The sequence below is a fragment of the Pseudomonas sp. MDV22-iso1 genome (assembly GCF_058145095.1).
This window is the reverse complement of sequence record NZ_JBYVMF010000019.1, coordinates 29,667-55,960: the sequence shown is the minus strand read 5'-3', so window position 1 is coordinate 55,960 and position 26,294 is coordinate 29,667. Positions and strand designations below refer to the sequence as shown.

Below are 26,294 nucleotides of genomic sequence, written 5' to 3'. Positions count from 1 at the left end.
TCGCGAATAGGGTCGACTCGGTCTTCAATCAATACCCGTTGTTGCGCAGTAACTGAGCAACACTGGCCGCCGCCGGGCGTTTATAAAACTTCAATAGTTCGCTGGCGCGGTTGGTGAAAATGCCGTCCACACCGGCATCCATGACCTTCTGATAATCCACAGCATCGTCGACCGTATAGGCATGCACCAGCAGACCTTGGTCGTGGGTGTACTGATTCATCCAAGGTTGCACCAGATCGGAATAGCTCTGATCACCGCCCTTGGTCAGCGCCACAGAAGGCCCGGTGCCTATGGCGCCCTGGGCTTTGGCGTACTCGATCCATTGCTGAAACTCCGCTTTGCTCTTCGGTTCCTGTTTGGCGTAGTACGTGGCTTTGTCCTTATCGCCGGACTGCGCGAACGTCACGCTGGATTTAGGCTCGATACTGCCTGGGCCGACCCACAGCAGCAGGATCTTCGGCACTTGCGGCATTTCCTTTTCGAGCAGTTCGAGGCTGCTCTTCTCGAAGGTTTGCAGCACAACTTTGCCTTTACCCTGGCCGACCGCCAGTTCGCTTTTCGCCAGTTTCGAACCGGCAGGGCTCAACCAGCCGCGGTCCTGAAGTTTTTCCTTGAGGTCGCGTTCGAGGCCGGGAAACTGTTTCGGCTCTTTGGTTTCGATGTACAGCCCGGGCTTATGCAGCGGGTTGCCTTGGGCGATGTCGATGATTTCGTCGAGTGTCAGGATTTTCAGGCCGACGAAGGATGGGCGCGCGCGGTCCGGGTAGGCGGTGTTGAACCAGCTGCCGGCGTCGAGGGTTTTCAGTTCGGCGAGGGTGAACGCATTGGCCGGGCTGTCCTTGCGCTCAGGGAATTTGGTGGCGACGTCAGTGGTGCGTTGCAGGTTGTCATCGTGCAGGGCGAACAGCACGCCATCCTTGCTGCGCTGCAGGTCCATTTCCAGGTAATCGGCTCCCAGGTCGCGGGCCAGTTTGTAGGCCGCCGCGGTGGATTCCGGGGCATCAAACGAGGCGCCACGGTGTGCGATCACCGCCGGGTGCGGGATGCCCATACGGGTCGCCAGCGCCGTGGGGCTTGGCTCGCTGGCAGCCTGAGCCTGGCCGAGGCCGAGCAGTACACTCAGCAGCAGGGCGCTTTGGGTGAAGGTGACTGGCATGGTCGAGGTCCTTTCGCAGAGATTCAAAGACGTCCCTTTTAACAACTGAGGACTTTGAGCGCTATCGCCAGACCGACATAAACCTGTTTAAAGCAGATATTTTCAGCACGTTTGTGCGGTTCTTTGCAGTACTCTTGCCCCTGGCGTTTCCCCGGCAGAGGGAAATCCGTTTGCTTGTCCTGCGTGTAAACCATCGATCACCGGTCCTTTTCGACCTTTTGTGAGGTTTATCATGCGCATCACTTCCCAGCTCATCTGCCAGGCCGCCGACCAACTCAAAGGCTTTGTCGGCCTCAATCGCAAAACCGGTCAGTACATCGTGCGTTTCAGCGAAGACTCCTTCGGGATGGACGTGGCGGACGACGGCATTATTCCCACCAGCGAATTCGTCTGGGCGGCTGATTCGGAGCAGGGCATGACACTTAAACGCGAGTTGATTCAGTTGCTGCTGGACCAGAATATTGATGACCGGATCAACATTACCGAACCGTTGCGGGTGTACATGAATCGGCAGGATGTGCCGGAGATTGCGGCGGTTCGGAGCCTTGTACAGGGCTGAGATTTGAGGTGTTTTTGCTGGCCCCATCGCGAGCAGGCTCACTCCTACAGGGGATTGCGTTGATCACCTGTTGGGTGTCCAGCACCGAACCCTTGTAGGAGTGAGCCTGCTCGCGATGACGACCTGAAGAACACCGCATCATTCACAGCTTGAACGCATACGCCCGCTCAACCCTGCATACCCTCATATGAGCTCGGGCAAGCGCTGAAGGTGTCGTGAGACGCATCAGGCCTTGGGCTGATCCTTGAGCACAAAGTGCTGGTGCATTTCCGAGGTGAGGTTTTCGATGCGCTCGGTCAGCGATTTGGTCATTTCGGTCAGTCGGGTGTTTTGCTCGAGCAGTTCCAGCAGTTGAGCGGAGTTCTGCGCAGCTTGTGCCTGACGTTCGGAATTGGCCACGGCCAGCGCTTCACGGTGCTGCGCATCGGCGTCCGACTGGGCCTTGTCCCGCGCTGCCTGGCGGGTCTGGGCGAGCAGGATCAGCGGCGCGGCATAGGCCGATTGCAGGCTGAACGCGAGGTTCAGGAGGATGAACGGATACAGATCGAAGTGTGCTACGCCAAAGACGTTGAGGCACACCCACAACACGACGATCAGCGTCTGCGCACCCAGGAAGGTCGGCGTGCCGAAGAACCGGGCAAAGGCTTCGGCGCGCAAGGCAAACTTGTCGTTGCCAAAGGTCGGCGCCAAGTGGTCGTGATGGCGGAGAAAACGCCGGTGATCGACGTGGGGGGCGGGCTGGGTTTCGGTCGGCGTGGTCATGATGCCCTCTACGGGTCGGTGGGACTGAAGATCACTATAGCGCCCGCGCCAGTTTCATTCTGAAACACATCATGATGTTTAATTTAGCGTCGGCGAAACCTTGACCCCTGCCGCAGACATTGTCATTTATCGCAGCTCGTAACAGGCCAGGAACATGTCCAGCGCAGCGTCGACGACTGTGTTTTGCATGTCGGATTCAAGGCCCGGCAGCCCCATGGAAATTTGCGGCCAGAACGCAAAGGACTTGAGGATTCCCTGGATTTGTTGCGCAGCAAACGCCGGGTCGACCGGTTTCAACCGGCCATCCGCCTGAGCTGCGCGAATCCACACTGTCAGGCCTTCTTCTCGCTCGCCCATGCGCGCAACCATGTTCTGCCCGCGTTCGGGGGAATGAATAGTCGCGGCGATGGCAACGCGTGCCAGGTCGAGAAAGTTTTCATCGCCGAGGGTTTGCAACTTCGCCATCAGCATCAGGCGCATTTGGCCGCGTAACGGCTGATCAGCGTGGTAGGACGTTTCCTTTTCCTCCGTCACCCGCGACCACAATTGATTGAGGATTTCGGCGAACAATTCTTCCTTGCTCGGGAAATGGTTGTACACCGTGCGCTTCGAAACGCCCGCCGTAGCAGCGATCTTGTCCATGCTGGTGATGTCGAAACCGTTGGCACGGAATTCGGCAATCGCCGCCAGGATGATGGCTTCACGTTTTCGGTCGGTCAGGCGCTTTGGAGCTGTCATAAGTACGCTTCGGTAGGAAGAGAAGGGAATTACACTTGGTAGTTTACTTGTGATCCACTTTGATGCAACCTTGAAACTACACTGTGCAGTGTAATGTTCTGTTAATGCTGCGCGGTCAAAAATAGAAACTTCGGCTGATGCGTGCATGCTTGGCCATTTACCGTTCCACCGAGAAGCACCGTATTGATTGCGGTCATTCTGGAGTCATTCATTCATGGCCATTTCAAATTCCGCGGCGGACAACGCCCAACCCCCTGAATCTTCCCGGCAGGTCGAAGGGCTTTTTCGAAACCATGCGCCGGTCAAACGCGAAGGCTTTCGTAAAACCTTGCGCATCATGTGGAACGTGATTTTCCACAAACCGCGCAACACTCGTCCGACCGCTGCCGTGCCGGTGGAAACCCTGACGCAAGCCGCGTTGATCGCTGCGCCCAATCACAGCGTTTACCGCCTGGGCCACTCCACCGTGCTGCTCAAACTGCGGGACAAATTCTGGATCACCGATCCGGTCTTCGCCGAACGCGCCTCGCCGGTCCAGTGGGCCGGGCCGAAACGCTTTCATCAGCCCCCCATCAGTCTTGAGGAATTGCCACCCATTGAGGCGGTGATCCTGTCCCACGATCACTATGACCACCTGGATTATCAGGCTGTGCTCAGGCTCGCGGACAAGACCAACTACTTTCTCGCGCCACTGGGTGTCGGCGATACCTTGATCAAGTGGGGCGTCGATGCCGGCAAGGTGCGCCAATTGGATTGGTGGCAGGGCACCGAAGTGGCTGGCATTGAGTTCATCGCCACACCTTCGCAGCACTTTTCCGGCCGGGGCCTGTTCGATGGCAACAGCACGCTGTGGGCGTCGTGGGTGATGATCGATGGTGATACGCGGATTTTCTTCAGCGGTGACAGCGGCTATTTCGATGGCTTCAAACGCATCGGTGAACAGTACGGCCCGTTCGACCTGACGCTCATGGAAACCGGTGCATACAACGTCGACTGGCCGCACGTGCACATGCAACCGGAGCAGACCCTGCAGGCGCACATAGACCTGAAAGGACGCTGGTTGTTGCCGATTCACAACGGGACTTTCGATTTGTCGATGCATGCCTGGTACGAACCGTTCGACCGCATTCTGGCGTTGGCGTGGGAGCGCAATGTGTCGATTACTACGCCGCAGATGGGGGCTGCATTCAACGTGAAGTACCCGTCCCGTGGTGCAGCCTGGTGGTATGACGTAGAGCAGCAGGTGTATCAGAATCAGCAAAGCATTGGATAAAGCGGCTACAGCGTAAAGGGCGCATTCATACGTGATCTGGCGATCAGTGATGACACACATTCCTGGCTGCGTCGGTAGGCTGGAAAGCGAGTGAGCTTTGTCACTCGCCATCAGTCATCACAAGGATACCGTTCACATGGATGTAAATTTGAAAGGCCGCATGACGCGGCTGTCCGTCATTGTCCTGCTTTCAATCGCTGGCGCCGCCCATGCGCAAACGCCTGCACCCGAGTCGAGGCTGGAATACCTGAGTGTCGATGAGCTCGGCAAAAGAATGGATCGTGGCCAGCTAACCGCTGTGAAAATCGTGCAGCACCTGCAACAGCGTATCGAGGCGCTGGATAAAAACGGCCCGGCAATCAATTCGATCATCGAGCTCAACCCGGATGCGCTGGACATCGCCGCTTCACTGGACCAGGAGCGACAGCAGGGGCGCATTCGTGGTCCGTTGCATGGCATTCCAGTCCTGCTCAAGGACAACATCGACACCTCCGACCAGATGCAAACCAGTGCCGGATCTTTGGCCATGGTCGGGCAACCCGCCGCGCAGGATGCTTTTGTCGTACAACGTCTCAGGGCTGAGGGAGCGGTCATCCTGGGGAAAACCAATCTCAGCGAATGGGCTAACTTCCGCGATCCCGAAATCCCTCCAGGCTGGAGCGGACGCGGTGGACAGACCAAAAATCCCCATGTGCTGAGTGTCACACCCTGCGGCTCAAGCTCGGGCTCCGGTGCGGCAGTGGCTGCAGGTTTTGCACCGTTAACCGTTGGAACCGAAACCTCTGGCTCGATCATCTGCCCAGCCTCCCTCAATGGCGTGGTAGGCCTCAAACCCACAACAGGGTTGTTGAGTCGCAGTGGCATCGTCCCTTTGGCGCCCAAACTCGACACGCCAGGGCCGATGACACGAACCGTCAGGGACGCCGCATTGCTGTTGAACGCCATGGCGGGCAGTGACGACGCCGATCCGGTCAAACAACCTCACGCCCTCAAAGGGATGGATTACACGGCACTGCTGCAACCCGACTCACTGGTTGCGCGGCGCATCGGCTATCCGGTCAAGTTCGACGCCAGCGGTCAAGCCATGAAAGACGATCCGCAGTTTTCAGAAGCGTTGGAGGTCATGCAGGCCGCAGGCGCCACGTTGATACCGGTCGAGTTCAAAGATCCTGATTCCCCAGGGATAGAAAAGGCCCTGTCGATGAGCTTCAAAAAATACATTCCGAAATACCTTGCGACCCGAACGGGTCTTGCGGTCGATAGCGTAGAAGAAATTGTGCGCTTCACCGAAAACGATCCCGGCACAGAGGGGCATGGGCACGCCTTCTTGAAGCAGGTCGAAAACGTTGTTTTTGACGAACCTACCTATAACGAGTTGTGGCAGAACATTCAACGGGAAAACGCAGCGGTCATCGATGAATTGCTGGCAACGCATCAACTGGATGCCGTGGTCATGGACGTCGGTTCACCGGGGTTGAACGTCATATCCCTGGCTGGATATCCCGGCATCATGATGCCTTCCGGCATTGAAGAAAGCGGGGTGCCAACGTCGGTATTCTTCTTCGGAACACAGTGGAGCGAGGCCACGTTGCTGGCATTGGCTTATGGCTATGAACAAGCGTCCCATGCGCGGCAAGTGCCTCAATTCAAACCTTAGTTTGTGATTAGCAACCCAGTACGCTTCAGGTGAAAACCACTTCAATCCGGCCCTCTTTTCTTGAACGGGGGGCTGACTTAACGACGATTTGAACGTCTCTCCCAAGTAGTAAAAGGCAATCCAACATTTTGGACTCGCTGATGCCACGAAACTTTCCTCGCAACATTTCGGAGAGTTTCGGTTGTGACAGTCCTAAAATCTCGGACGCCTGAACTTGAGTCAAATGACGAGCTTTAATGATCTCGCCGATCTTTGCCGCCAACTGGGATTTGACTCGCATTTCACTGGCGTCAGGTGTCCCGAGATCTTCGTAGACGTTGCCACTGCCTTCTTCGATTTCAATCATTTTATGATCCTCTTGCGTGGTCCTGCGCTCCTTTTACGCTTACGAGAATATATCTATATGGGGATAATCTTCCATCCATGATTTTTTACTCAACCATCGCATAATCCGCCCGCCCAACTGGATTGGGCGTGGACCCTCGCACGTTCATGCCTCTACCCGGCGCAAACCCTGGGAAGAACGCGAGGCCTTCGGATTCCAGCCGATAAGCCAACGCCAATCGAGTGACATCCAGCACGGTTTGCTCATTCTCGAATCGCTGAATGGCCTCTACCGACACCCCGGATTCCCGGGACAACTCTTCGATACTCCAACCCAGCATTGCCCGGGCTTGGGCACAGTGGGCGGGGGTGAATTGAAAAAGGGCGATGCGTTCCAGGGTGATTTTGATTGCGTGAGAGGCCATGGTGTTCTCCGGGCTCGAGAGTGCTGGTTTTAAATGTACTGTGTTTTTGTACAGTTGTTTTGCGCCCGGATCAAATTGATTTTTTCGATTTTCCTATTTCGTCCCGTTCAACCAGACGGACGGCGCCTGTCCCAGGGCGCGGCGGAACATTGTTGAGAACGCTGCGGGGCTGTCGTAACCGAAGTCCAGCGCAATCCGCGTTACGGGTTCACCTTCCGCCAACCGCGCCAGTGCTAACACCACGCAGGCGCGCTGTCGCCGCTGACTGAAACTCAAGCCGGTCTGCTGGCGAAAAAGACGATTGAACGTGCGCAGACTGATATGCAAATGATCAGCCCACTGCTGCGGCGACTGGTGTGCATCGGGATGCTGCACGAAACCTTGGCACAACCCGAGGAGCCGGGCGTCCACAGGCAACGGAATGTGCAGCGGTAAATGAGTGCTGCGTGCCAATTCGTGCAGCAGCAAATCGATCAGCGCTCCATCGCGCCCGGCCTCGTCATACGTTAAGGGAATCTCCACTGCCTCCATCAGTAAATGCCGCATCAACGGCGAAACACTGATCACCTGACAACGACTCCCCAGATCGACAGTCCCCGGTTCGACGTAAAGGCTGCGGGTGCTCACCCCTAACATCACCACTTCGTGGGCAATGCCCGCTGGTATCCACACCGCACGCTGCGGTGGCACGACCCAGTTGCCGTCGTGCGTACTCACCTGCATCACCCCGGTTGCCCCATACAACAATTGCGCGCGCCGGTGCGTATGACGGGGTAACAGATGCCCGTAGGAATAATCCGAACCGGTCGCTACCACGGGTCGCGGCGTGTCATCCAGCAGATCAATTGAAACATTGCGCATTGAGACATCCGGCGATTGGCGTAAACGCGAACATTATTGGCTGGCTTGCTGAAGCGAGCCAACCCCGGCCGGTTTATCGTCATCCCCCCTCAACCAGCGGACGACACGCGATGTTCTATTTACTGCTGACACTTTTCGGCTGCATGACGGGCGCTACCGCTGTGCTGTTTGGCTTTGGCGGCGGCTTCGTGGTCGTGCCATTGCTGTACCGCATGCTTATGACCAGCAGCGGTGCAGACGACTCCATCGGCCAATCGGCGATGCACATTGCTGTCGCTACCTCGACCTGCGTCATGATCGTCAACGCACTGGTTGCCACCGCAAAACACCGTCGCGCCGGCAATCTGATCCGAGACTACTTGTGGCCGTTGGGCGGGTACATCGGAGTGGGTGCAGTCGTTGGCGCGGTCGCGGCGATGTGGGTGAGTGGCGAGGTGATTCGCTATGCCTTCATCGCCTATCTGGGCGTAACCATTCTGGATTGCCTGCTCAGACGCGGATTTCTTACGCAAACCGATAACGAAAGTCCACGTCGATTGGGGAGGGCGGAAGTTTCTGGTGGAGGTGTAGGAATCGGCGCTATTGCTACGTTTCTTGGCGTAGGCGGTAGCGTCATGACTGTGCCTTTATTACGGCGCTGTGGGTTGAGCATGACCCAGGCGACGTCCATGGCGAATCCGCTCAGCCTGCCCGTGGCAGTGGCAGGAACGCTAACTTACATGGGGATGGCGGGGTTCACCGAGTTTGATCTGGGGGCGTGGTTCATCGGCTATGTGGATCTGCTGGCGTTTGCGGTTTTGACGATGGGGTCGTTATTGGGTATTCGATTGGCTACGCCATGGATCGGTCGTATTCCGGATCGGGTGCATGCGCGGGTTTATGTTGGTTTGTTAATGTTGGTCATGCTGAGCATGTGCTTCAGCTAGGGTTGTAACCGCTCTGTTTATTCGCAAGAACACGTCTTTGCATTGTTCAAAGTTCGATGCAGGAGGATGTCATGACAATTCTCGAAAGCGACTGGAAGAAATTTAAGGAGCTGCGCAAGATTGCGCTCGATAGGTTCTGCCAAGGTGTTCTCGCCGATGCCAAAGCAATTACCCAGCATGGAGCGCTGTCAGCATGCGCGATACGGAATGCTTTACGGGTTGATCCATGATCGTAACAAAGACATGGCTCAGGCCTTTGACCGGTACAGTCAATCCCGCTCCAGTGCGCTATGGGGCTTACGGTTGTATGTCATGCACGACTTGCTGACCGACGCCGAGATATCAGTTCTGAGCGAAGACGCGTTGGCTTACATCTCGGATGTAGTTCGCCAGCCCTATGAACTTGAATGGGTTGACGAGATCGTGCGCCAGGACTGAGGTCCTTCAATTCACAGAACCCAAGGACCAAGGATGCTTATCTTCAACTGCACCGAAGCGGCCAGCAACTTCTTCAGCCGTGTGTACAAGGGCAAGAAAATCACTCCATTGGAGAAACCGCCATCGCCGATTATCGAGGACGACGAGCTTGTCGAGTTCAGCGAGCAGTGGCTGGTTCATGCCATCACCGTCCAACGCAAACACGTGTTGTTGGTCATCCATGTGCAAACCCGTTATTGCATGATTTTCGCGGAGGCCAAGAAGGCTGACGTTGAGGGTTTCGTCCGACGTTTTACCGAGCGTTGGATAAATGGCCTGACCCATCATGCGGGGCAGCACGACATCCTGCGTTGGGTCGAAGACGAGCCAATGATGGAGCGTTTTGAGAAAAGCAATCGTGAGTATGTGCTGTACAAACGCCGACATCGTGGTGCGCAAAAGCACATCGACGATATCTCCTGGTTCTTCCAGGATTGCGCTGCGGAGTGGGGCACGTTACCGCCGGATGAGTACGCGGCCGGCCGCTTCGATGCGAGGATGAACGAATTCCTCAGAGGCAGTAAAGGTCAAAAAGACTATTACTGTCCGAGTGAGGTAATGATGGTGTATTGGTTACGCAATTACTGCGGGTGTGATGAGCAAGCTATTCAGTCTGCACGTGATCGATATAAAGAGGTGAAGCGGGAGATTTACGATCTTGAGCGACAACTCCAACAAAGCTGATCACTGCGGCGCCAACCCCGGCGCTTCCCGAATAATGAAGTGATCCAGGTTCTCGATATTCGCACTGAACACCCCGAACGTCTGCTCGGGGTTCTTCTTGCTCGGCACCTGTTTCAACTCCGGCGTCACGCCATAAAAGAAGCAATACAAGTCCTTCCCACTCTCGATGGCGTGCTTGATCTCTTCCAGAAACGCTTTGCGCTTGCGGTAGTTGTCGATCAGCTTTTTGCTCAGGTACACATTGACTGAGTACGGCTTTTTCTTCGCCTCGTCCGCTTGTTTAAACCAGACCTTCTGCTCGAAATCGATGCGAAAGCTCTGGGTGTAATCCTTGATCTCCTTGATCTTGCCCCAGTAAATCAGCCCCTTGTTGTCCGTCAGGTACTCGATCTTCTTGAAGAATGATCCATAGGGCGCCGTGTGCTCGCCAATCTTCAAAGGCATACGCTTGAGCAGTTCTTTGTCTTCGAAGTTCGAGACGAAACACTCCACTGGATGGGCGAAGATGCTGGTCTTGTCTGGCGCGGAATCGTGGGCAGGTTTTTCGACATCTCCTGCGGCTAAATACGGTTTCGCCTCCTCACGAACTACATCGGCCACCACCGTCGTGTTCGAAGGCTTGCGCACATACTCACGTCGAGTCAGCAACAACTCCGATGGGAAATGCTCCTCGCGACTGTCATCCGTTTCCGCCCCATCCGCGTCCACTCCAGGCGCCGGCGATTTGAGACTGACATAAGGGCAGTCCGCAACATGCCGGGTGCTTGGCGTGTTCTTGAAATGCGGAGTGCGGACGTAGTTCACGTTTTTGGCGTTGAACGTCGTCAACACATTCAACCCATCGAACGCGGCCCTGCAGGCGTCATTGGGGCATTGGAAATGTTCTTTCGCAGAATCGAACGCCATGGTCTCGTCGAAATTCAAATCGCGCACGTCATAGATCGACAGCTTGTCGTCGAGGCTGAGGCAGTAGGCGAGGTCGAATTTCATGGTGGGCTCGGGTCCGAGGGAGAACAGTGGCGTATTAATAGCGGGAGGTGCGCGATGGCGCACGTGTTAATTCAAGCTCATCGCATCGACGTTCTCAGTTGTCAGGGGGCTGCGCAGGCGGTGGCTGAGGATCGTAGTATGTGGGTTTGATCAGCCAAAAATGGAAGCCGCTTGATTCATCGCAAGCAACATGATTTCCGCGGAAAAATGTGCAAATAAATGTGCAGCGTTTTGCATCTTTCACGAGCTCGAAGGCTTATAGGTAAGGGCTGTAGGCAGGAAAAACCTGAAAATAAATGTGCAGGAATGCGTGCATCTCGACTGCTATACATCGTCAACCCTTTCATCGCATCGAACACCATACGACATTGACGGGGAAGAGTATCAAAAGCGGCAGGCGGGGCGGGTCGAGTTGAATGTTTTCAGCTCGCCACTCAGCCCACGGCGCACACCAAACCTGTAGGAGTGAGCATGTTCGCGATTTCAAGAATCAACTCGATACATCTACCCTGCGCTAAATCAGCAGCAATACAACTCACTGTGGCGAGGGAGTTTGCTTCCGCTGGGCTGCGCAGCGCCCCTAAATCCGGTGAGCACGGTAGCGTAAACACACACACCGAATTGAATGCCTGGCAATTCGCCACCGAACAAAAATCCGCTACCGGTAACGCCGTCAGCGGATTTTTGCATGGGCTATTAATCAGTATCCACGCATCAGTCGTGATGCTTTCCGCCACCAAGACTCATGTCTATTAAAAGGATCATCCGCCAACACACACGGCATATCCCGTAACCGAATCCACGGTTCATCTTGCCAGTGCAACATACAGAGCGACATCTTCGGCCAGTCAAGCACGCTCAATGTAGGGCGCTCCACCATGCGCGTCGGCTGCGCATCACGCAGCGCGGGCACCACCTGATGCGTCAGCCACTCTCGCAGCATTCGATTCTCGGGACAGTAGTGATAAATCAGCAACGCATACGCGCCTGACTCGCTCACCAGCAAACGCTCTTTGGCTGCACCGTAGATGTCGACGAGCATCATTTGCCTCTGGTCTGCATCGAGCTTACGCGTCATGCGTTCATCGAGGTGTTTCCCCATCAGTCGTCCTAGATCATGCGCACAGAACCATGCCTGGTTCTCCAAGAGGAGGGCATGCAGGTGAACGTTGTGACGGTTGAAAAGGGTAGGTGTGAGTGATTCAGGCATGGCGAGCCTCCTGGAGCGGAAGCGCGTGGTTGGACTGGGTAAGGCGAGTCGCCTTCATCTTGAAGGTCGGAATGTCAGGCATTTCCTTTACCTCTGGCTGCTTTCTTAGGGCATTCGTTATGGGTGTCGGGAGCTAAGAAACCCACCAGAGACGGGCCGGACATATTCCCCTTTCGGGTCTTGTATTCGCCCACTCCCGACATAACGGGGATTTTCTCGCAGGCGTAGTGAAACCGCAGACGAAAAAAAGCCGCATGACTGTCGGGTGCGGAGGACCGCTCTGGTTGAGGCGTTTCTTAGGCGCCGAATTGAGAGCCTAGGGGGTCAATGCCTAGCGGTCAACCCTTCAAAAGGGTTCATCATTTCTCGGTCGAAAATGTTTAGGGCTAAGCATTCAAGCCGAATGCTTCCTGTATTTCAGTACGTAGGACTTCTCTGTTTTTTGTGTGGCATTCCCAAATGATCACCACTCTCCATCCTCGAACGATGAGCGCCTGCTGTGCGTCAAGATCTCGCTCGACGTTCTTTGCCAGTTTTGGCAGCCAGAAATCCAGCCTGCTCTTGGGCGTATACGCATACTTGCATCCAGGGTGCCTGTGCCAAAAGCAGCCATGGACGAATACGCATAATCGATGCTTGGGGAACACCAAGTCAGGTTTTCCTGGCAGATCCTTCCGATGCAGACGATAACGAAGCCCCAACTCATGACACACCGATCGCACTAGCATTTCAGGCTTCGTGTTTTTGCCCTTGATCATTGACATGATCTTGGACCTATGTTCTCGGGTGACTATATCTGCGCTCATTCAAGCCATTACTCAATGGGAGCTAACTCTCAGTCATTTCAGCACATCTTAAATGCTGTTCAAACCGTGTTGAGGACAGCACTAATAATACTGACCTCTTATTCATTGGTGCTTGAACTTCTCATAACAGGAGTGCATTCCAATGCAGAAAATATCCACTCGTTCTAGATTTTAACGCTAACTCGACATTAAGAAGCCTCGGGTATTGCTTTTTGAACTCGCGAGTAGTCAAAATCCCTTACTTTCCACCAACACTCCACCTTCTTGGCCCACTCGGAAACCATTTTCCCTCCCGCTCCTTGATGAAGCGCGTCGCTAACTTCGTGAGCCCATGTGGCTATTTGTTTTTGCAATTGTGGAGAGATAGCCTGCTCCTGCCAAACTCGTTGGAAATCGAAGGTTGAGCCGAGCCTAAGCGCGACAATAGAGACCGTATACGCGGTGATGTTGGCTTGAAATGCGGGGAACAGCGGCCGGATTATCTTGTGTGCTGACTTGAAGATGATTGCCTTGGCAATCATTTGCTTGTATTGATTCTGATCCGGGATCACATTTTTCCCCGCAAGCTCGCGCTCGGAAAGCTCATCCATAAACGCTTGAAAGTTCTTTTGACTGCCTAGGCTAACCACATGAGGTTGTTGATCCCAAGCAAGCAGGAACTTCGCCAGATCCGGCTTAGTAAGCCTTCGATGTGATGGGATGGCCGCCTGCAGCTTTTTCCTCTGGGTGGGAGTAGACGCCTCCTTCTCAAGCATTACCTTGTAGCTGCCGGCAGAACGCTCGTAGAACCAGCGACCTACTCCATCGGGGCAGAAGGAGCGCATCGAAAGTTTTTCCAACTCTCGGTGGTACGGCTTGTTGGCAGAGAGATCCGACTGTTTGACGACGTTCTGACTGTTGGCGTATCTGGAGATTTTGGAAATTAGCTCCTCATCTTCTTCCTGACCTTTTCGAAGCACAATTATTTTGGCAGGCACTCTAACGCGGCTCAGGTCAATATCGGGATTTTTTTTCTTAGCGAAGTAGATGGAGGCAGTCGTCTGCCCTCCATTAACAATTTGCATGCCCTGCAGCCATAAGATGCCTGTCGAACCGTCCGATGCACGATCCAGTTTGGCGTCATCAGCAACTATGACAATGCCATTGTTATAAGCCATGAATCGATCGGGATGGTCCCTCAGGCTGTCGCGGATTCCCTTGTTGACGCCTTTGCTGCTTACTCCTAGGAAAGAACGAACGTTTGCTTCAAGAATGCGTGGTCCATATTTTTCGTAGAGAAAGCGCAGAGCTTCGCCGGGAACAGCAGTCAGTGCATAGTCGTACTCGTCTTTTCCTACGCCTGGTACCCAAACGCTAGGTAGGGCAGTACCGCAAAGCTCTTGAAAATTGACCACCAGCTCGTCTCGTGGGCGACCTTCTTGCCAGTGATTATACAAGCGCTGGATGTCCATGACCTCAAGGCGAATCTGCTTGGTTTCGATATCTTGAGCTGCATAATCTCTAGTTTTAGCCTGTCCGTCTGTAATAACGAAGATTCGGATATTGTCTAAACTCTTGTAGACACGTTCTACCTCTTTAACTAGCGGGTACACTTCATTTGTTTCATCAAGTTCTTGAGAAAGCTTGCCAGTTGCACAGAACTTTAGAAAATGCAGGCCTTGCTTTGCTGCCCTTCCTATCTCTACGTCAGGTATGGTCTCAATCTCTTCTAATCCTTTGTAAAGGCTAACAAACAAGTCCAGTCGATCAGGGTTTCCTTGGTCGTCAGTCGAATCTGAGACAGAGTAACCACTGATTTTCACCTTATGACTTCCAATTTTTGCCCCGTAGTGACAGACAATTGGCTCGAAGGTAATACCCTCGTCCGACATGTGTGTCATTACATGTTCTGTGAATACTGCTTCCGCTGGAACCGGGATCTCACCGGGTGCAACATCTTTCTCTACTTCTTCTCTGATAGATGAGTGCATTTCACGAAGAAAGTCCACAAGTTCCATCAAGCGACTCCAAGTTGTTCGAGCGCATCCGCGAGAGGATGATTGGTGATCGAAAGTAATGACAAATCGAGCTCGTACTGTGCTCGACGGATTGCTGTCGGGACGTTGAAGGGAGCTAATCTAGGAAACTCTGAATCTATGAGATGGATTCTGAGTTCACTTAATGAGAAGCGCCGACTATAAATTTCTGCGTGCATGTCCAAATATCCGACATGTATTAAAGCCTGTTCGAAAAGTCGAGTTGCTGCCGTATCTGGTTCCAAGCGTATGCGCATGTCGGTGATAAACTCGGGCAGAGACGCTCCCAATTCACTCGTCACAAAGCGAAGAGCGGCTAGGAAGAGCGGGGAGCGTCGAGACTCGTCCAGCTGATCCAAAGATGCAATTCGAACAGGAAAGCCCTCTGTTGCCATAGTGGACTTGACCTCTATGGCGCCAGCACCCAACTGAAAATCATGCAACCCGTCAAGTGGCCCCTTCCAGCCGTCAACCGCCGAGAAAATTAGCATTCCTTCATCAAGAAGGCGTTGAAGCAGGCAAAGTTCCCCGACCAGCCCCAGTTCAGTTTCGGAGTTCAAACCCTCCCGCCCATTCCGCATGAATTCCTGCCACCCGCGAACTCGCCCTAGAAGCCGCTGATAAACAACGTCTTCAGGGCAATGGCAGGTAGAGTGCAGTAACCCGCATATATCGATGACAACTGCAGCAAATAATTCAAGATTTCCTGAAGGTTGGCAGACGATTGCGAGCCACTGTAAACCACCTGAAGCCTCACCAAGAGACGCTCGTTCCATGCGAAATCCTTGGCCCGACGGAAACTGTGAGGTTGGTGCTATTTTGGCACTGGAAAAACCAATCAGTACTGCTTCCTCATTTCCAGGCGCATGTCTTGCAGCTTTGATTCGGTAGGTTCCAGCATGGAAGAGATCAATCGCTCTCCAGCCTGGCGTTGACACGTTACCGGGAAGAGCTCGCCAGATTCCGAGAATCTCGGTGCTACTCAGTGCCGCCATACTGCTGCTCCCATAGAAGGTTAGTGACTATGTATGGCACAGATTTTCCTGCTTTACTTCCAGGGAAGCTGATGGCGAATGCAACTACTGATGTTTCAATTCCCGTAACGTTAGATTTTTCCGGGTCGAGAAGAGATATCAGTAAAAGTCCTCTTTCAGGATGCGGTGCGATATTTTCTCCGCCCAATCCCCGGATATGTCTGATACTAGGTCCGCTCGGTACTACGGGTAGCTCTCGGCCTTTTGAGCGCCCGGGGTCGGGTTTCCAGCCCCTCTGTGTGAGTTTGAGTGCTGCATTCCATGACTCCTCATCAAGATCGATTGCTTCATCTTGTGGGGAGAGTAGACGCCCGATGGAGTACTTGTCATCAGACTCCAGCGACTTATTCTGGCGTTTCATTCGTTTTACTTTACAACCTGCTACATCTTCTGTTCTTTCAACGCCACCACCGATAACTGCGACTGTCCATGATGTCAATTCACTTGAGCGGGTCATTTCCTCGATAAAGTCGGCCAATAGATCGCTCCGCACCTTTCGAGAATCCGGGTGAGTCTTATAAGCTCTTAGGAAGTCAATGACCGGTTGTGCGGGAACATCGACCCATTTCGCTCCACTCCAATTGTCTTGTTGCCCGTTTCGCTGCTGTGAAGGAATGGCAGAGGCAGGTCCAATACTGGCAACAAGGCTATTGAATGCAGTTTGGTTTTGTTCAATCTTTGCTTTGTCTTTGAAAAAGCTAACGGTTTCGACGATGTCACCGCTAAAAGAAAGGTACAGGGTTTTTGCAGTCCTCATTTTTAGAGGAGATGTGACCATCAGGACGGAATGGGATTTGACTTTAAGGCCATAGTCACGGGGAGTCAGACCGCTTTCCATCATGAAGTCAAATTCGGATCTGAGTTCTTCGGCCGCGTCGGCAATGTGTTCAAACCAATCAGTCAAATCTTCTGTGGTATAGAGGCGACAAACATCTAGGTATCCTGGTCGATAGCCGAACCAACGGCCCATCTGCATTAATGTGTCGTACATTTTAGAGGCGCGAAGGAAGTAGCTGACACACAGCCCTTCAAGGGTCAGGCCGCGGGCCAATTTGTCCCCACCAATAGCGATGACCTTGAGCCCTGTCGCACTATCGGCATAGTCCAGTGCATCCTTTGCCGTACCATTTATCATGCGTACATCAATTTGGTCCAGTAGATCAGGGAGAGCCTGTTCAATGTCCTCCCAGCTGCTAGTTAATTGATAGAGTGCATCCGAAGTCTGTTCAGCAATGCTCTGGCTAGTTGTAAGAAAATCACGATTCCAGAGAACACGTAACTCGGCCAAAAAATCTTTATGGTCTATCTGTCTTCTAAGTCTTTGCTTGACGTGCATTACATAACTTTGGACTTGTCTATGCACATGTTGCTGGACTAGATTAAAACGGGTGACATGGACAAGCATCGAGCAGTGTTCAGCACCCTGTCCGCGAAGTTGGCGGATGACGCATGCCAGAATGAAAGAATTGACTGCTTCTATCAGCGAAGGAGGCATTACGTCCTCGCCATTAATGGCAGGTACGTAATTGCTTTTGTGGCTTACTGGCATCCATCCGCTTTTTCCATCTGGCGAACATTGATCGGATATCAATCGAATCAAATCGAGAGCGCCAGTTCGTCCATCTTCACTGGCAAGCCCGAAAACTCGTGACGGGCCTACGTAACTTGAGGGGGCAGCGAGATTCGTGATGAAGGCCGCTGGGAACAGGTCCGGGCCTTCCTTTGTAGTTTCACCGTGTTCATGAATATATATATTCGCAAATGGCGTTGCTGTGTAACCCACATAAGCCTTTCTAGAAAAAGAATGCAGTATCTGGCGAATGAGACTGTTGATAGCTGTTGGTTCATGTTCGAGATCTGGAGAACCATTTTCATCGACTACCTTTTCACCCGTATCTACCGACGCATGATCAGCCTCGTCGTCCACAATGAGAAGTGGTAGATGAGTTACTAGAGGGCGACCTGATTCCTGATCTGTCGTTTCTGCTACATGCTTATGAATCCACTTCAGCAGGCGCTGTAAGACAGTCTTGTTTTTCTTGACGACGAAAAGCCATGGTTTTTGTTCTGGGGAAACACCAAGGTTTCTCACAAATCTTGTGTTGAAATCACCGGTTTCTGTTCTGTTAGTTACATACTGGGGGCGCAATGCTGGGGATGGGTCAATCTTCCCTACACCGATTGCGACGTTCCCTTCTCCTTCGATGGGACTCGTTTCATAGCCTAGGAACCCTTCATCCAATCTCATTTGTGTTTGAGCGCGTAAGTTGTTATGAAGTCCTGCTAGTACGATGATGATTTTATAACCGGCATCAGCTGATTTGCAGATAAGACCAGTATAGTTGCCCGTTTTGCCTGACTGTACGTGCCCTACCACCATGCCCCGACGATCCCAAAAACCTTCTCGTTTTGGGTCTTCCAGCATCGAAAGAATGTTGTCGGTGGTTTTGTCGAGTGCTTCCACCGCACTCCAAGACAACTTCCCCTCCTGCCATTCTCGATACCTTCGCCAGTAGCGCCACTCCTTCTTCTGCTCAGTTGTTAACCAAGGTATATGTCCAGCCATATCGACAAGCGATGAGTCATCTCCCACCCAGATGCTAAAACGTCTGATTAGTTCGTCGGTGACTGCGTTACGGTCGAGCCCCTCTGCCTTTTTTGGCATGATCTTCAGGACCATGTCGATTTTCTGCGAAATGAGTGCTGGTGTAATGACGGACTTGTCCTGTTCGTCTGCAAGCATTTCTTGGACTATCTTGACCACACTCCATTTGTTGTCTTCAGACATCCGTCATTACTCCTTAAATAATGTCAGGCAGGGCATTCACTAGTGAGGGGAAAGCGTGGAAGGGCTCTGTTGCCCTAAGTTGTTCCTTTGCAGAGGAAGGTGAATAACCCTTCTTTTCAATCATGCTGCGATACATGATCATCAGAATCTCATTAACTTCTTCAGATGATGTTTTTTCGAATCCCGTGCATGGGGTATCCTTATTCTCTGCCGTATCGATCCATATTCTTTGGACTGGGACGGTCTCCTCGATCACGCGCAGCATCACCTTGATCTGTGGGAGCAATGCGCCGGCCTCATCTAATACCCCTCTTACGGCAGGATGGTCGCTGTCAATTCTATAGCGTACTCCGCTTGCCAAGCGCTCAATTTTCCAAGCCTCGATAACCTGTCTATTCCCTAATAGAGAAGGTCTACCTCTATGGGCAAAGGCTCTCCTGGCACGTGAACGAGTGGCTTCAGCAAGAGTGGTCAACCAATCACGTAGGTATACAGGAGGTCTAGCGGTCGATTTTCGAATATCAATTTTCCAATCGGCATCGGCCGAGTTGGGAATATCAAGTCGAATTCTTGCTAGTCGGTGCGCTTCATCCTTCGTCCATGATCTACCAGTTCCTAAGCCAAGCCAGCTACCAGCAACTAAAAGGCGTTCGTTGCGATAGACGTAGAATCCCTGTTGCGCAGTCCACCCTTCAGGACCACCCAGTCGTTCGAAGTCTTCGGGTGAGAGCATATCCTTGTGAGGTAGAACATGACATTCAGCTTCAATACCTTTGCGATTGGGATGCTTGAACACAGGAGGGTTGAAGGATTTCCCCGGGTGATCCGTCATGAAAGGGTCCCAAGGTCTTACAGGGTGATCATTGATCAAAATCTGGAGGCGAGGTTTGCTTCCTTCCAGATATCTGTGGAAGACCATTCCTAGGTGCTGCTCGATTTTATCTGCGAGATTGAGAAAGTCTTGAACTGTGCTTCCGGGCGTGACAATTCGATCTAGCTCTTCCCATAGCACAAGCGTCCCTCGATGTGTACCGCAGAGGCGATGCAAAAAACCTTCCGAACCAGGGTGTACGCCTTCCAAAAGATGCCAGCCATCGTCAGCGCTGCTTGCCAGATAATCTAGGTCCCAGCGAAGCGCGTGCGTTCCGTCGCTACCGGTCGTTGCTACCGTAAGTCTACGACACTGCGAAAAGGATGCGGTCTTGAGACCAAGCCCAAAACGGCCCAGATCAGAAGCAGAACGTTCCTCCAATGGATTGCGTTCACCTAACCGCATTGCTCGATCTAGCCCGTGTTCGGACATCCCACTACCATTGTCGAGACAGAGAATGCGGCTATCTAGTCCTGCCCAGATTAGGTCGATACGAACTTCATTTGCCCCAGCTGCAATACTGTTATCAATGATGTCTGCCAAGGCAGTCTGCGTGTTGTAACCGAGTCCGCGCAGTGCCTCAACCATTGCGCTGGCTTTTGGGGGGGCGCTTCGACTTTTGAATATAGATGACAAGCTGGCTCTCCCTTGTTGAACATGCCGCATTACTGTTGGCGCTATTTTGTGTTTTTTCCGCTTCTAATAATGCGTGCGACAACGTCTGCAATTTGTCTTGCTAGTAGGGGCGGTACAGCATTTCCTACTTGGTGAAATTGTTGAGTCCTATTGCCCAAGAAGAAATAGTTGTCAGGAAAGGTCTGCAGGCGAGCAGCCTCCCGAACAGTCAGACTGCGGCACTGTCTGGGGTCGTAGTGAATAAAATAGTGCCCGTCTTTGGCGATATGACTCGTTATTGTAGTTGAGGTAATGCCGGATCGTTGTACTCGGAAGCGATCATTGAACTTTCCAGTTTTCCAGTTTTTGTGGTCTGGTTCGAGCCCGGAAAGGTTGAAATCTTGATGCCCTTTAGGTGAGCTTTTGTTCGTATCAGCAAACACTGCTGCATAAACGTATCTACGAAGATCGGAGCTCATATGGCCCCTGGCTTCATGGTTAAGCCAGTATTTGAGTCGTGGATCTGGTAGCCAGTCATCCAAATGAGTGCCAGTCACTCCATCTCCAGATTTTGTTTTTAGAACTCGTAGCCCTCCGTAGTTCATATCGGCACCGCTAAAACTACTTGCGAGGATGCTTAGATTTGCTGCTAGGGAAACGCTTTTTGGCGCTCCAGCGACTTGGCGCAGAGACTCTTTGCTGAGTTCGACTAGATGCTGTTTTATCACCTGCGACCACAGATCAGCGGAATCCTTAACGCGGGTAAGGGTGCTCCGCAATTGCGGAAGCCGATCGATTACCTGATCAATTGTGGGACCTGGATTTGGAGTGAGTTTGTGATCACCTAGCACTCCCCAGTACTCCTCTGAAACACCGAGCAGTATTACGCGATGTCTTGCCTGAGGAATTCCATATTCCTCCGCGCGAATGATGTAATTACTAGGCTCGATGTTCTCTGATGCTGCATCGCTTTCATACATGTCATCCGCTGCAAGCGAACAGATTTTATACTTCGGTCCGTTGGTGCTTTCACCTAATGCTGCATCCGGGTCAGCTAAGTCCTGCAAAATTTGCGGAAACATTAGCTTCCCAGCTACACGTGCCGAGAGGATGCCCTTAACGTTTTCCATCACGAAAACTGCGGGTCTCTTTTTCTGAATGATCCTTAAGTATTCGCGATACAAAAAATGTCGGTGGTCGTCTTCGGCCCGATAATTTTGCTTGCCACGGTTTCGGGCTCGGCCGACAACTGAGTAGGCTTGGCATGGTGGTCCGCCAATTAGCACCCATGGCTTGGTTTCGTCCAAGCGACTATCCAGAATGTTGTCTAATCGTTTGTTGCCTTCATCTGTGCCCAGCTCTAGAAGCTGGGCTTCTTGATCGGCATGTTTCCATGCTTCTAAGCTTCTACTTGTGTAAGGCTCCGGCACATCTGCCGTCTCGCAGAAGTTGTAATAGTCCTCCAGAGCTTCAGGTTGACTGGTTTTCAAAAGACGGTAGAACGCTCTGAGTCTCAGGGTAGAGCGAGCAGATACCTCCATCTCGGCAGAAACCTTGATTTCAAAGGTATCGCCGTTACTGTCTGCATGAGAAGAGAAGCCTTCTCCAAGGCCTCCCGGCCCAGCAAAGAGATCCACGATCTGAATGGGATAGCTAGGACTCATGAAACCACGCTTTGTCTAGGGATTACGAAATTGATTCTCGTTGACTGTGCCAAAAGAATCCTGGCGACGAATCACATCAGAGGAAAGAGCTTAGAGCTGGGGGAAAAATGTGTGCGATCCTTGCTGCGTACGTGTGGTAACCGCATTTTTCACTCATCGTATGGGGCCGTCAGTAGGTACAGAGATTGTACTGTCCGCCTAAGGGTGGCTAACTGCTTTTCTTCCTTGAGAATCTGTTCATCTGGCTTCATCTAATGCGGCCAGTACATCATGTGTCCAAGGTTGACATTCCCAGCCCCCTGATCCGCTTCTTTTCAAGTAGCTACTGAGTGAGCCTGAGAGAAACTTATTGATATCGGTGGTAGCGTATCCCAACACCAACTCCGCATGGGAGGCTCTATCTCCGGGATTGTCGGCAAAATACCTTAGTAGATCCAAAGCGATGCTGCCGAGTTTTGCGGTTCGCTCTACAAGCGCACTTTCCATTCGTGCCGCGTTACTATATTGAGTGGTGGGGGAACTTTCGTGCATCCAGGCAAACTCGCCTTCACGCACATTGAGGTCTGGAATTACAGCCCCCTGCTCTGAAGATCGAAAAATCCCGATAGTTTTCTGAACTCGCTCTGCTTCTTTTCTGAGGTCCAAGTCATTAACTCTTGGGGCGCTCGTTTCCTGTGCTGGCATCCAGTCCCAATCAGAGTGCTCATCGTCAATGATTGCTTCGACGCCGAACCTTGGTTCTATATTTCCGGGTGGGGAGGCCACGTTACGATTAGACGCTTCAGGATTCTCGTTAAAATGTGGCTGCGCTCGAAGCTCCTTCAACAATTTTTCAGAATCGTGCTTTTCTCGCAAAAAATCGACTAATAGTTCACGTGCCTCCTGTTCCAACCCGGTGAAAGTGAGTGAGGACACGGCTCGTACCACACCATCTGGAAGGATTTTTCTAAAACAATTTTGAAGCAGTTCTGAACACTCGGTGCGCTGGGTCGGAAGCTGTGTTGGCAGCAGACGAGCCACGAGTGTTGCCCATTCGCTCATTTCTATGGTGTGAGGGGGGACTACCAAAGTGAATTCGGGCTCGATATGGATACAGCCGTCGATTACCGGACAGAGCAGCTTTTTGTATGTGACTGCTGGCTGGCCTCCGCTCGATCTTAAAGGGCGTGTTATCTGGTCTATTTCCCTTCCTCGATGCATGACTTTTACGGTTACTTCCATATCCCTTCCGCCTGCTCATCCAATAGCTGCCCCTTCACCTAGGTGCTGGCTAGATGCCAGATCATGCCTAGCGGAAGGTGCTTATCCAAGTACTGTTGATCAAAAAATTTTAGATCAAGGCAATTTTCGTCAACATAAGCCGGTTCTCACGGGCGCTGATCAGCGTTGCGGAGGCGCGGTTCCTGTACAAATTGCAATTGGAGTGTTTTTTCGCAAAAAAACCCCGACGGAGTCGAGGTTTTTTTATTTGCTCAGAGGACAATTATTAAATCGCGGCGAACTTGGTAATCAATCCCAGCTCAACGCCCCACCAGTCTGATACTCAATAACCCGAGTCTCAAAGAAATTCTTCTCTTTCTTCAAGTCCATAATCTCGCTCATCCAAGGGAACGGGTTAGTCGTCCCTGGATACTCTTCCTTCAAACCAATCTGGCTCAAACGACGGTTAGCGATGAACTTCAGATAGTCCTCCATCATCGCTGCGTTCATGCCCAGCACGCCGCGAGGCATGGTGTCGCGTGCGTATTCGATTTCCAGCTGAGTGCCCTGCAGAATCATCTGCGAAGCTTCTTCCTTCATTTCAGCATCCCACAAGTGCGGGTTTTCGATTTTGATCTGGTTGATCACGTCGATGCCGAAGTTCAGGTGCATGGATTCGTCGCGCAGGATGTACTGGAACTGCTCGGCGACGCCGGTCATTTTGTTGCGACGGCCCATGGAAAGGATCTGGGTGAAGCCGCAGTAGAAGAAGATGCCTTCCAGAACGCAGTAGTAGGCGATCAGGTTGCGCAGCAGCTCTTTGTCGGTTTCGACGGTGCCGGTTTCGAACTTCGGATCGGAGATCGAACGGGTGTACTTGAGGCCCCAGGTGGCTTTTTTCGCGACCGATGGGATCTCGTGGTACATGTTGAAGATCTCGCCTTCATCCATGGCCAGCGATTCGATGCAGTACTGGTAGGCGTGGGTGTGGATCGCCTCTTCGAACGCCTGGCGCAGGATGTACTGGCGGCATTCCGGGTTGGTGATCAGGCGGTACACGGCCAGGACCAGGTTGTTGGCAACCAGGGAGTCGGCGGTGGAGAAGAAGCCGAGGTTGCGCATCACGATGCGGCGCTCGTCGTCGGTCAGGCCTTCCGGGTCTTTCCAGAGGGCGATGTCGGCGGTCATGTTGACTTCTTGCGGCATCCAGTGGTTTGCGCAACCGTCCAGGTACTTCTGCCAGGCCCAGTCGTACTTGAAAGGTACGAGTTGGTTGAGGTCGGCGCGGCAGTTGATCATGCGCTTTTCGTCGACGGCCACACGGGCGGAGGCGCCTTCGAGTTCGGCGAGGCCTTCGGCGATGTCGAGGTTGTCCAGGGCGGCCTTGGCGCGAGCGATGGCGGCGGAGTCGGACGCGGTCACAGCGCGAGCTTCTTGAGCGGCAACACCACCTGCGGTGTCGAGGCGGTCCATGTTGGCTTCAGTCGCGTGGCCGGCGTTGGCGCCTTTGACCACGGTTTCGGCGCTGTCTTCTTTGTCGAATTCGTCCCAGCTCAGCATGACGTGTCGTCTCCTGCGTGAGGGCCAGATGCCCGTGTGATGGTTTTTCACACGGTCGGGTCTGACCGCGTTGGATCTAAAGGAATATCGTTTTTTGCAGCAGCTATACGCAGGCATCAAACAGAATTTTGTACGGGTATACCGAAGCCGCTGATGGGCGCAGATTGCGTGAACAGTTCTGCGTGGGCTTCAGACTGGCTTTTGACCCCTGTAAGGGGATATTGCAGGCCCGTTTAAGCCGGCATTATAGGGAAATTTTTGCGGCCGTGGTGGGGCGAATCCGCGCATGGAGCGGTCGAGAAGGAGGGATTTTCGGTCAGAGCGAGGCTTTACAGGGCTTTGGCTGGATAACGCGGCTGAAGATTTTTTTTCTTAAATTTTGACGTGCTGATTTTTTGTTCAAAAAATAGCCAAAAAATCACGTTTTTCACTACATCTTGTGTTTAAAGGCGTTTTTCGATAGCCCTGGACACAACTAAGCCCGACCGAGGTCGGGCTGTAAAGTCACGCTATAGGATCAGCTGTAGCGAGCGGCGCCTACGTGATCGGCACCATCGGCTGCGACTTTCGCGGCACCGGTGTGATCGAAACCGTCGGCAGCGACTTTGGCGGCGCCGGTACGATCAAACCCATCAGAAGCCAGTTTGCCTACACCGACGTGATCCGAACCATCGGCAGCGAAAGACGCTGAACCGGTATGGTCGTAACCATCTGCAGCGACGGCTGCTTCGTGGGTGAAGGTGGCCGAGCCGGTGCGGTCATAACCGTCGGCGGCAAAGGTGTTTGCGGCCAGTACAGACAGGGTCAGGGCGAGGATCAGTTTGGTTTTCATGGGAGTGGCTCCAGGTTCGTTGGCGTTTTGTGCCTTGGGTGTGGAATTCATACTACGCTTGATAAATCGATTAAAAAGCGCAAATAAATGCTTAAAACAATCGTATAAATCGATCTATACGGTTTGGCGCTTCATCTGCCTGGAATAACGGGCGGACGGGTCAAACCGTATAAAGGGGGGGCGGGTGATCAGCCGTTGGAGCAGCCGTTACCCATGACGCTGTAACGCAGGATGTGGCGTTGACCGGTGGAGTCGTCGTATTCCATTTTCATTGGAACCACTTCGCACACATTCGGGATTTCACTCATGGAGACAACTTTGGCGATGTCCAGGTGAGTGGAGTAAGTGTATTCCTCAATGGCCGGTTTTTGCTGTGCGACATCAGTCGGGACCTCGTCTGCCATGGCGGTTACGCACAGACTGGAGAGGGCCAGAACTAATAAAGCTTTCATTTCAAATTTACCTTTTAGAGGTCGAATGGGGTCACGCAACCTTTTTGGGGTTGCGTGTGGAGCTTTAACAAGAGTCTTGGATTAACTGCCTTCGTGGGGGCTGCAACTGGGTTAATCACTTGCCTGGTTGGCGAGTTGGATTTTAGGCGCGGGGGGTGAATTCATATAGGTGGGGTTTTGATAAACACCTTTGACAGATTTCGTAACAATCGGTGTTTCCCAGCGGTAACACACGACTTGTAGCCGCTGGCGAAGCCTGCGTCCGGCTGCGAAGCAGTCGTCATTTCGGGGCATGCGGTGTGTCAGGCGAAACTGCGCTATCAGATTTCACGACTGCTTCGCAGCCGGACGCAGGCTTCGCCAGCGGCTACAAAGTGAGCGTTGTTGATCTTCAGGTTTAAGTTTTCAGTGATAT

The 26,294-nt window shown here is 52.7% G+C and carries 23 protein-coding genes and 1 pseudogene; 6 read left to right on the top strand and 18 right to left on the bottom strand.

Annotation, left to right across the window (positions count from 1 at the left end; translation table 11 throughout):
- Positions 1-28: 28 nt before the first annotated feature.
- Positions 29-1,156, bottom strand: a complete 1,128-nt coding sequence (locus tag AC3ZVB_RS20605) for a glycerophosphodiester phosphodiesterase (RefSeq protein WP_194693753.1) — start codon at positions 1,154-1,156, stop codon at positions 29-31.
- A 232-nt stretch (positions 1,157-1,388) separates the two neighbouring features.
- Between AC3ZVB_RS20605 and AC3ZVB_RS20600 the strand changes: the two genes are divergently transcribed.
- Positions 1,389-1,715 carry a DUF2025 family protein gene (locus AC3ZVB_RS20600; RefSeq protein WP_162438681.1) on the top strand — a complete coding sequence of 109 codons (327 nt, stop codon included), beginning with the start codon at positions 1,389-1,391 and terminating at the stop codon, positions 1,713-1,715.
- Positions 1,716-1,940: 225 nt separating this feature from the next.
- On the opposite strand, the gene AC3ZVB_RS20595 is transcribed toward AC3ZVB_RS20600, so the two are convergent.
- Positions 1,941-2,477: a DUF1003 domain-containing protein gene (locus AC3ZVB_RS20595; RefSeq protein WP_162438682.1), complete on the bottom strand. Its 537-nt coding sequence runs from the start codon at positions 2,475-2,477 to the stop codon at positions 1,941-1,943.
- 126 nt (positions 2,478-2,603) lie between these two features.
- Positions 2,604-3,215 (bottom strand): TetR/AcrR family transcriptional regulator, encoded by a 612-nt coding sequence (locus AC3ZVB_RS20590; RefSeq protein WP_490147593.1) that lies wholly within the window; start codon positions 3,213-3,215, stop codon positions 2,604-2,606.
- A 214-nt stretch (positions 3,216-3,429) separates the two neighbouring features.
- Between AC3ZVB_RS20590 and AC3ZVB_RS20585 the strand changes: the two genes are divergently transcribed.
- Both AC3ZVB_RS20585 and AC3ZVB_RS20580 read left to right on the top strand, forming a co-directional pair.
- Positions 3,430-4,488 carry an MBL fold metallo-hydrolase gene (locus tag AC3ZVB_RS20585; protein WP_490147592.1) on the top strand — a complete coding sequence of 353 codons (1,059 nt, stop codon included), beginning with the start codon at positions 3,430-3,432 and terminating at the stop codon, positions 4,486-4,488.
- A gap of 136 nt (positions 4,489-4,624) precedes the next feature.
- The gene (locus tag AC3ZVB_RS20580; protein ID WP_490147591.1) at positions 4,625-6,145 is read left to right on the top strand and encodes an amidase family protein; all 1,521 of its coding nucleotides are present in this window, start codon (positions 4,625-4,627) and stop codon (positions 6,143-6,145) included.
- A gap of 25 nt (positions 6,146-6,170) precedes the next feature.
- Here AC3ZVB_RS20580 and AC3ZVB_RS20575 read toward each other — a convergent pair whose 3' ends face one another.
- The 3 genes from AC3ZVB_RS20575 to AC3ZVB_RS20565 all read right to left on the bottom strand — a co-directional run bounded on the left by AC3ZVB_RS20575 (position 6,171) and on the right by AC3ZVB_RS20565 (position 7,755).
- Positions 6,171-6,491, bottom strand: a complete 321-nt coding sequence (locus AC3ZVB_RS20575; RefSeq protein ID WP_490147590.1) for a helix-turn-helix domain-containing protein — start codon at positions 6,489-6,491, stop codon at positions 6,171-6,173.
- Between the two features lie 85 nt (positions 6,492-6,576).
- Positions 6,577-6,894 carry a helix-turn-helix domain-containing protein gene (locus tag AC3ZVB_RS20570; protein WP_162438686.1) on the bottom strand — a complete coding sequence of 106 codons (318 nt, stop codon included), beginning with the start codon at positions 6,892-6,894 and terminating at the stop codon, positions 6,577-6,579.
- Positions 6,895-6,987: 93 nt separating this feature from the next.
- Positions 6,988-7,755 (bottom strand): AraC family transcriptional regulator, encoded by a 768-nt coding sequence (locus AC3ZVB_RS20565; RefSeq protein WP_490147589.1) that lies wholly within the window; start codon positions 7,753-7,755, stop codon positions 6,988-6,990.
- A gap of 110 nt (positions 7,756-7,865) precedes the next feature.
- On the opposite strand from AC3ZVB_RS20565, the gene AC3ZVB_RS20560 reads away from it, so the two are divergent.
- From AC3ZVB_RS20560 to AC3ZVB_RS20550, 3 genes and pseudogenes are all read left to right on the top strand, one after another.
- A complete protein-coding gene (locus tag AC3ZVB_RS20560; protein ID WP_490147588.1) occupies positions 7,866-8,681 on the top strand; it encodes a sulfite exporter TauE/SafE family protein in 816 nt (271 codons plus the stop codon).
- Between the two features lie 71 nt (positions 8,682-8,752).
- Positions 8,753-9,119: pseudogene (locus AC3ZVB_RS20555) on the top strand (hypothetical protein).
- 33 nt (positions 9,120-9,152) lie between these two features.
- The gene (locus AC3ZVB_RS20550) at positions 9,153-9,842 is read left to right on the top strand and encodes a DUF6933 domain-containing protein (RefSeq protein WP_490147587.1); all 690 of its coding nucleotides are present in this window, start codon (positions 9,153-9,155) and stop codon (positions 9,840-9,842) included.
- Here AC3ZVB_RS20550 and AC3ZVB_RS20545 read toward each other — a convergent pair whose 3' ends face one another.
- From AC3ZVB_RS20545 to AC3ZVB_RS20490, 12 genes are all read right to left on the bottom strand, one after another.
- The gene (locus tag AC3ZVB_RS20545; RefSeq protein WP_490147586.1) at positions 9,843-10,832 is read right to left on the bottom strand and encodes a hypothetical protein; all 990 of its coding nucleotides are present in this window, start codon (positions 10,830-10,832) and stop codon (positions 9,843-9,845) included. It lies immediately after the preceding gene.
- A gap of 700 nt (positions 10,833-11,532) precedes the next feature.
- A complete protein-coding gene (locus tag AC3ZVB_RS20540) occupies positions 11,533-12,042 on the bottom strand; it encodes a BRO-N domain-containing protein (RefSeq protein ID WP_490147585.1) in 510 nt (169 codons plus the stop codon).
- Positions 12,043-12,428: 386 nt separating this feature from the next.
- The gene (locus AC3ZVB_RS20535; RefSeq protein WP_490147584.1) at positions 12,429-12,848 is read right to left on the bottom strand and encodes a very short patch repair endonuclease; all 420 of its coding nucleotides are present in this window, start codon (positions 12,846-12,848) and stop codon (positions 12,429-12,431) included.
- Positions 12,849-13,036: 188 nt separating this feature from the next.
- Entirely contained in the window at positions 13,037-14,845 is a 1,809-nt protein-coding gene (locus AC3ZVB_RS20530; protein ID WP_490147583.1) for an AIPR family protein, read from the bottom strand.
- Entirely contained in the window at positions 14,845-15,858 is a 1,014-nt protein-coding gene (locus AC3ZVB_RS20525; protein WP_490147582.1) for a PD-(D/E)XK motif protein, read from the bottom strand. The genes AC3ZVB_RS20530 and AC3ZVB_RS20525 overlap by 1 nt, the downstream gene beginning before the upstream one ends.
- The gene (locus AC3ZVB_RS20520; protein ID WP_490147581.1) at positions 15,842-18,685 is read right to left on the bottom strand and encodes a Z1 domain-containing protein; all 2,844 of its coding nucleotides are present in this window, start codon (positions 18,683-18,685) and stop codon (positions 15,842-15,844) included. Before AC3ZVB_RS20520 ends, AC3ZVB_RS20525 begins: the two co-directional genes overlap by 17 nt.
- Before the next feature lie 13 nt (positions 18,686-18,698).
- Complete coding sequence (locus tag AC3ZVB_RS20515; protein WP_490147580.1) at positions 18,699-20,144, bottom strand: ATP-binding protein; 1,446 nt, start codon at positions 20,142-20,144, stop codon at positions 18,699-18,701.
- 89 nt (positions 20,145-20,233) lie between these two features.
- A complete protein-coding gene (locus tag AC3ZVB_RS20510; RefSeq protein WP_490147579.1) occupies positions 20,234-21,835 on the bottom strand; it encodes a DNA cytosine methyltransferase in 1,602 nt (533 codons plus the stop codon).
- A 237-nt stretch (positions 21,836-22,072) separates the two neighbouring features.
- Positions 22,073-23,056 (bottom strand): hypothetical protein, encoded by a 984-nt coding sequence (locus tag AC3ZVB_RS20505; RefSeq protein WP_490147578.1) that lies wholly within the window; start codon positions 23,054-23,056, stop codon positions 22,073-22,075.
- Positions 23,057-23,344: 288 nt separating this feature from the next.
- Positions 23,345-24,595, bottom strand: coding sequence for a ribonucleotide-diphosphate reductase subunit beta (locus AC3ZVB_RS20500; RefSeq protein WP_028622416.1), 1,251 nt, complete (start codon positions 24,593-24,595; stop codon positions 23,345-23,347).
- Between the two features lie 517 nt (positions 24,596-25,112).
- Positions 25,113-25,427 carry a hypothetical protein gene (locus AC3ZVB_RS20495; protein WP_194693763.1) on the bottom strand — a complete coding sequence of 105 codons (315 nt, stop codon included), beginning with the start codon at positions 25,425-25,427 and terminating at the stop codon, positions 25,113-25,115.
- Between the two features lie 188 nt (positions 25,428-25,615).
- Positions 25,616-25,879 (bottom strand): DUF2790 domain-containing protein, encoded by a 264-nt coding sequence (locus AC3ZVB_RS20490; protein ID WP_162438693.1) that lies wholly within the window; start codon positions 25,877-25,879, stop codon positions 25,616-25,618.
- Between the last annotated feature and the right edge of the window lie 415 nt (positions 25,880-26,294).